Here is a 6119-nt window from a genome sequence, read left to right as displayed (position 1 = left end):
GCAGGGTACATCCGCCATCCTTATGGGGTCTCCATGGGGTGCGCGCGTGACTTTGTCCGTCGACTCAACACCGACCTTCGCTCGACGCCTCAAACAAGCCCGCCTGCACACGGGTTTGTCGCAGAAGGAGTTGGGCATCCGGGCCGGTCTGGATCCTCACGTGGCCAGCCCCCGAATCAACCAGTACGAGCGTGGCAAGCACGAGCCCATGCTGGAGATTGCTGAGCGGTTGGCCCAAGCGTTGGGGATCCCCGCCGCCTTCCTTTACACCGACGATGATCTGCTGGCCAAGTTGCTCCTGCGCTGGGGCTCGCTAAGCAAGCAGCAGAAGCGCGAGTTGGTGAAGCTGATCGAGGCCACGCCCGAGAAGTAAACCGAACAAGCGCTCGCCCTATGGGCAACTCTTCGCCTCAACCCGCCCTTTGGGCGCTTCTGGAGGGAGCTGCAGTGTCCGCGGCTAGTGCGACTGACAAGTCGCGACATCTCAGGCTTACTTGAGATTTTGTTCACGACCGATACACACGCGCCTTGTCTAAAGTGATATACCATGTCGCCCGTGTCAGCCTCCTCACTTCTACTGCGACTGTTCCTGATCGCCATGCTCGTGCTTAACGGCGCGTGGTCGGCGTTTGCGTCCGTCAGTATGAACCCGGTCATGGAAGAGCAGGCCAGCGAAGTGGCTGCCGCGGTGCAAGTCGACGAAGACTGCTTCGCCCATCACAGTGCTGAGCATCATCCCGATGCCACATCGATTGAAAAGGCTGGCACTGGGCATGGCGACCATGCCGGTCCCGACTGTTGCAAGTCTTCTGCGTGCCGGTGCGCCTGCGTACACGCTTGCGCGAGCGCACTTCCTGCGCGCCTGCATGTTTCGGTGCAACTGGCCTTGGGCCTGGATGTCATGCCGCTGCCCCTAGGGCATGCGGCACCTGCCTTGCCTCATCTGATCCGACCACCGATCGGCTAAGCGTCCCTAGGCGCCGCAATGGCGCCGTTGGTGTGGCTTGCATGCCTGTTTAGGCCAGCCGCCCGCTCTGTACCACCGCCCGCCGGTGGCAACACGACGCTTGGAGCATTTTCATGTCGCATGATGATTTTCGTGGTCCACGCGGTGGACCGCTGCTGCCTTCGCGGCGGCGATTTGTCCAAGGCTTGGCCTTGGGAGGCGCAGTCGCAGGATTAGGTTTCTGGCCCAAAGCCAGTTGGGCGCTCAAGGGGCCGGGACAACCCAACGTACTATCGGGCACTGAGTTTGACCTGACCATTGGCGAGACGCCGATGAACTTCACCGGCAAGACCCGCACCGCGATCACGGTCAACGGGTCCGTTCCGGCGCCGTTGCTGCGGTGGCGGGAAGGCACCACGGTCAACTTGCGCGTCTCCAATGCATTGCCCGCTAACTCCATCCATGGCGCGGACACCTCCATCCATTGGCACGGCATCATTTTGCCGGCCAACATGGACGGCGTGCCGGGTCTGAGCTTTGACGGTATCGGACGTGGTGAGACCTACCACTACCGGTTCACCCTGCATCAGGGCGGAACCTACTGGTACCACAGCCACTCAGGGTTCCAGGAACAAGCCGGGCTCTATGGCCCGATCGTCATCGACCCATTGGAGCCGGAGCCCTTCAGTTTCGATCGCGACTACGTCGTGATGCTGAGCGATTGGACAGACCTGGACCCGACGGCCCTGTTCGATCGTTTGAAGAAGATGCCGGGCCATGACAATTACTACAAGCGCACGGTCGGCGATTTTGCGCGCGATGTGAAGCGCAACGGCCTGTCGGCCACGTTGGAAGATCGCAAGATGTGGGGCGTGATGCGGATGACGCCCACGGACCTGTCCGACGTCAACGCCAACACCTACACCTACCTGATGAACGGCACGACCTCACTGGGCAACTGGACCGGTTTGTTCCGCAGTGGCGAGAAGGTGCGCCTGCGTTTCATCAATGGCTCTGCCATGACGTACTTCGATGTGCGTATTCCGGGGCTGAAGATGACCGTGGTGGCGGCAGATGGCTTGTATGTCCATCCGGTTTCCGTCGACGAGTTCCGCATCGCGGTAGCAGAAACCTTCGATGTGATCGTGGAGCCCTCCGGGCAGGACGCATTCACCATCTTTGCCCAAGACTCCGGTCGCACCGGCTACATCAGCGGCACGCTCGCTGTGCGCGAAGGATTACGCGCGCCCGTTCCGTCTGTGGATCCCCGGCCGCTGCTGACGATGGCAGACATGGGCATGGATCATGGGTCGATGGATATGTCTGGCGGCAGCAAGGGCATGGAAGGCGGCTGTGGTGCGGCCATGGGCATGCCTGGCATGACCCCACCTGTCAGCGGTAACGCGACCTCGGCCCATGCAGGCCATGCGATGCCCGCCGCCGGCGATGGTGCCATGGCAGGCATGCAGCACGGGGGCATGCAATCACACCCTGCTAGCGAGACCAACAATCCCCTGTTGGACAACCAAGCCATGAGCGTGAGTTCGCGCTTGGATGATCCGGGCAATGGCCTGCGCGATAACGGCCGTCATGTGCTGACGTATTCCATGCTCAAGAGCACCTTTGAAGACCCTGACGGACGCGACCCCGGTCGCGAGATCGAGCTGCATCTGACCGGACACATGGAGAAATTCTCCTGGGGCTTCAACGGTCAGAAGTTTTCCGATGTCGAGCCGCTGCGGCTGAACTACGGCGAGCGTATGCGCATCGTATTGGTTAACGACACGATGATGACCCATCCCATCCATTTGCACGGCATGTGGAGTGACGTGGAGGACGACAACGGCAACTTCATGGTGCGCAAGCACACGGTGGATATGCCGCCAGGTAGCCGACGCACGTATCGCGTGCGTGCCGATGCGTTGGGCAGCTGGGCGTTCCATTGCCACCTGCTTTATCACATGGAAGCCGGAATGATGCGCACGGTGAGGGTCGACGAATGAACATCAATAGACGCGATACCACCCTGACTGCGCTGACGGCTATCTCGCTGGCCCTGGCCAATGCGGCCAGCGCCCAATCTATGCAGCACGGCTCCATGCAGATGGAGCAGGGCGCGCAGACCCAGACTCAGGATCACTCTGCACATCAGGCGCCGACATCAAAACCTGCGCCAGCCCAAAAGCCTGCAACACCGGCCAAGACGAGCGAAGCGACGATCGATCATGCGGCGATGGGCCACGCCGAGCCGCAGGCTAACGCAGCCGAGCCTGCCATGCAGGGCATGGACCATTCGCAGATGGGGCACGGCTCGCCCGCGAGCACACCTGCGGCGCCCACAGCGCAGGCGCAGTCGATGCAGGGCATGGATCACAGTCAGATGGCACAGCCCGCTGCAGCCGACACCTCCGGCACGGCCACGCCTGCGATGCAGGGGATGGACCATTCGCAGATGGGCCATGATTCGCCCGCGCCCGCTACACCAGAAGCGGGAATGCAATCGATGGAGGGCATGGACCACAGTCAGATGGGACACGGGCCTGCAGCGCCAACGCAGCCGCGCACCCCGATTCCCGCGGTGACGGACGCGGATCGCAAGGCGGCCATCGCGCCGGAACACGCGCATCCGGTGCATGACAACTCGATCAAGAGCTACGTGCTGCTCAATCGCCTGGAAACCTGGGATGCCGATCCGGGCACCGGGCTGGGCTGGGAGGGCCAGGGCTGGATCGGTACGGACCTCAATCGCGTCTGGCTCCGCAGTGAAGGCGAACGCACGGATGGTCAGACCGAGTCGGCTGATCTGGAAGTGCTTTACGGCCGCAGTATCTCCACGTGGTGGGATGTGGTGGCCGGTGTGCGTCATGACTTCAAGCCTGGGGCATCGCAGAACTTCGCCGCTATCGGTGTACAGGGCTTGGCGCCGATGAAGTTCGAAGTGTCCGCCACAGCCTATCTCGGCGAAGGGGGCCAGACTGCCGCCAATGTCGAGGCCGAGTACGAGTTGCTGCTAACCAACCGGCTGATCTTGCAGCCGCTGGTGGAAGTCACCGCCTATGGCAAGAACGATCCATTGCGCGGGATAGGTTCGGGTCTGAGTGCCGCTGAGGCGGGGCTACGACTTCGCTATGAGTTCACCCGAAAGTTCGCTCCCTACATCGGCGTGGTGTACGAGCGCGCGTTTGGCAATACCGCAGACATGCGACGCGAGCATGGCGAGTCCTTTGAAGACACGCGCTTGGTCATCGGCCTTCGTACCTGGTTCTAAGGGGAACTGACAATGAAATCCAACAAAAAGATGTGGGTATGACTCGGTGCCGGCGTGGCATTGGTTGCGGTGGTCGCAACCGCCACGGCCTCTCTGGGCGTGTACAACGTGGCCGCCGACGATCCGCATAGTCGCCCGGTGTATGCGCTACTTGAAACGGCGCGCGAGCGTTCCATTGAGGTGCGCGCCGCCAAGCTTCAGCTACCCACGAACCTTGATGATCCTGAGCGTATCCGCCAGGGTGCGGGCAACTACAACGCCATGTGCGTGACCTGCCATCTTTCACCAGACGCGGCGGCCACCGAGATGAGCAAGGGCCTGTACCCCGCGCCACCGAACCTAAGCAAACAGCCGGTCGCTCCAGCTGAGGCGTTCTGGGTGATCAAGCACGGCATCAAGGCCAGCGGCATGCCCGCTTGGGGCGGCAGCATGGACGATGAGTTCATATGGAACATGTCGGCCTTCCTGCAGAAGTTGCCCACGCTGGACGCGACTGCGTACAAGGAACTTGTCGACAGCAGCGAGGGCCATTCGCATGGCGGCGGCGAGACGCAAGGCCACCATGACGACGAAAAGGCCGAGGATCACCCTGCCTTATTCGAGCCGGGCAACAACTCCATGCCGCATGCGCACCCGCCGGGCGTGGACGACGATCACCACGGCCCGACACCCAGCGACACGGAAGTCGGGTTGGTGAGCCACGGCCATCCCGACGGCAAGGTGGAGTCGCACCCTGCACCACACACGCCCGTGGCCGATGACGGCCATGCGCACACCCATTGATCTCCTTGGAGCCCACGCAATGAACGCAACAGCAATCTCGTTCACCCTCGCACTGGCACTGGCCGTCGTGTCCCCCGCAATGGCGCAGGCGACACAGCCGCACGCACATCACCCCGCTGCCGCGGCATCTGCGGACGTCGACGTCCCAGTCACTGCAGAGGCCGCGGTCGCCGTAGCGGAGCGTTTCAACAGGGCCCTGTCTAGCGGCGATCTGGCCACGGTCGAAGCCCTGCTCGCTGCCGACGTTCTCATCCTCGAGTCCGGGGGCGCCGAACGCAGCCGCGAGGAATACATGGGCCATCACGCAGTCAGCGATGCGGCGTTCCTCAAGGGCGCCCATCGCCAGCTGCTCCGTCAGCGCGCACGAGCCGCTGGCGAGTTCGCGTGGGTCGGAACCGAAAGCGAGTTGCATGCCCAGAAGGACGGCCAGCCACTGACCGTCCAGAGCGCCGAGACGATGGTGCTGAAGGAGACCGCGGACGGCTGGCGGATCGTCCACATCCACTGGTCCTCGCGGACCAAGCGCTGAGTCGAGAGATTGAAATGACTACGCTCACATTGCACCGTCTGACTTTTGTGGTCCTTGCCGTGGCTGGTCTGGGTGCTTGCACCCAGGATGCTTCATCCGCGCAACCCACAACCTCGCCCTCCGCACAGGTTGTCGTCCAATCAGCCGACGCGACTCCAGCAGCCCTGCCACGCATGACCGTCCACAAGACCCCGACCTGCGGGTGCTGCGGTGTCTGGATCGACCACGTGCAGAAGGCGGGATTCACCGTGGATGTGCACGACATGGATGACCTGGGTCTGGTCAAGGAGCGGTTGGGTGTCCCCTATGCAAAGGGCTCCTGCCACACGGCCGAGATCGGCGGATACGTCATCGAAGGCCACGTTCCGGCCGCGGACATCAAGCGTCTCCTCGAAGAAAAGCCGAACGCACGCGGCCTGGTCCTCCCAGGGATGCCGCTTGGTTCTCCGGGCATGGAGGTCCCGGAGGGACGCCAGCAGCCGTTCACGGTCGAGCTGATCCATCGCGACGGAACCACTGAACCGTTCGCACAGCACTGATCCGTCGCAGCAACAGGGGACGGTGTTGCGGGCGCGCCGATTCTCGCCCGCGAG

General features: G+C 62.6%; 7 protein-coding genes. All 7 read left to right on the top strand.

Annotated features, from left to right (window positions below; translation table 11 throughout):
• Positions 1 to 22 precede the first annotated feature (22 nt).
• The 7 genes from N5D91_RS18590 (at position 23) to N5D91_RS18560 (ending at position 6065) form a co-directional block, all read left to right on the top strand.
• Complete coding sequence (locus N5D91_RS18590) at positions 23 to 373, top strand: helix-turn-helix transcriptional regulator (RefSeq protein ID WP_043033515.1); 351 nt, start codon at positions 23 to 25, stop codon at positions 371 to 373.
• Positions 374 to 547: 174 nt separating this feature from the next.
• On the top strand, positions 548 to 967 hold the full coding sequence (gene copL / locus N5D91_RS18585) for a transcriptional regulator CopL (RefSeq protein WP_012480218.1): 420 nt from the start codon (positions 548 to 550) through the stop codon (positions 965 to 967).
• Between the two features lie 113 nt (positions 968 to 1080).
• Positions 1081 to 2949, top strand: a complete 1869-nt coding sequence (locus tag N5D91_RS18580) for a copper resistance system multicopper oxidase (RefSeq protein WP_012480217.1) — start codon at positions 1081 to 1083, stop codon at positions 2947 to 2949.
• Positions 2946 to 4214, top strand: a complete 1269-nt coding sequence (locus N5D91_RS18575) for a copper-binding protein CopB (RefSeq protein ID WP_005413421.1) — start codon at positions 2946 to 2948, stop codon at positions 4212 to 4214. Before N5D91_RS18580 ends, N5D91_RS18575 begins: the two co-directional genes overlap by 4 nt.
• A gap of 54 nt (positions 4215 to 4268) precedes the next feature.
• Positions 4269 to 4997: a cytochrome c gene (locus N5D91_RS18570; protein ID WP_279908531.1), complete on the top strand. Its 729-nt coding sequence runs from the start codon at positions 4269 to 4271 to the stop codon at positions 4995 to 4997.
• A gap of 19 nt (positions 4998 to 5016) precedes the next feature.
• Positions 5017 to 5526 (top strand): nuclear transport factor 2 family protein, encoded by a 510-nt coding sequence (locus tag N5D91_RS18565; protein WP_012480215.1) that lies wholly within the window; start codon positions 5017 to 5019, stop codon positions 5524 to 5526.
• Between the two features lie 173 nt (positions 5527 to 5699).
• Positions 5700 to 6065, top strand: coding sequence for a DUF411 domain-containing protein (locus N5D91_RS18560; protein ID WP_019184727.1), 366 nt, complete (start codon positions 5700 to 5702; stop codon positions 6063 to 6065).
• Positions 6066 to 6119: the final 54 nt, after the last annotated feature.

This window comes from Stenotrophomonas sp. GD03794, assembly GCF_029842145.1.
In the GTDB taxonomy this organism is placed as follows: Bacteria; Pseudomonadota; Gammaproteobacteria; order Xanthomonadales; family Xanthomonadaceae; genus Stenotrophomonas; species Stenotrophomonas riyadhensis.
This window is presented reverse-complemented; position numbering and strand designations above follow the sequence as displayed.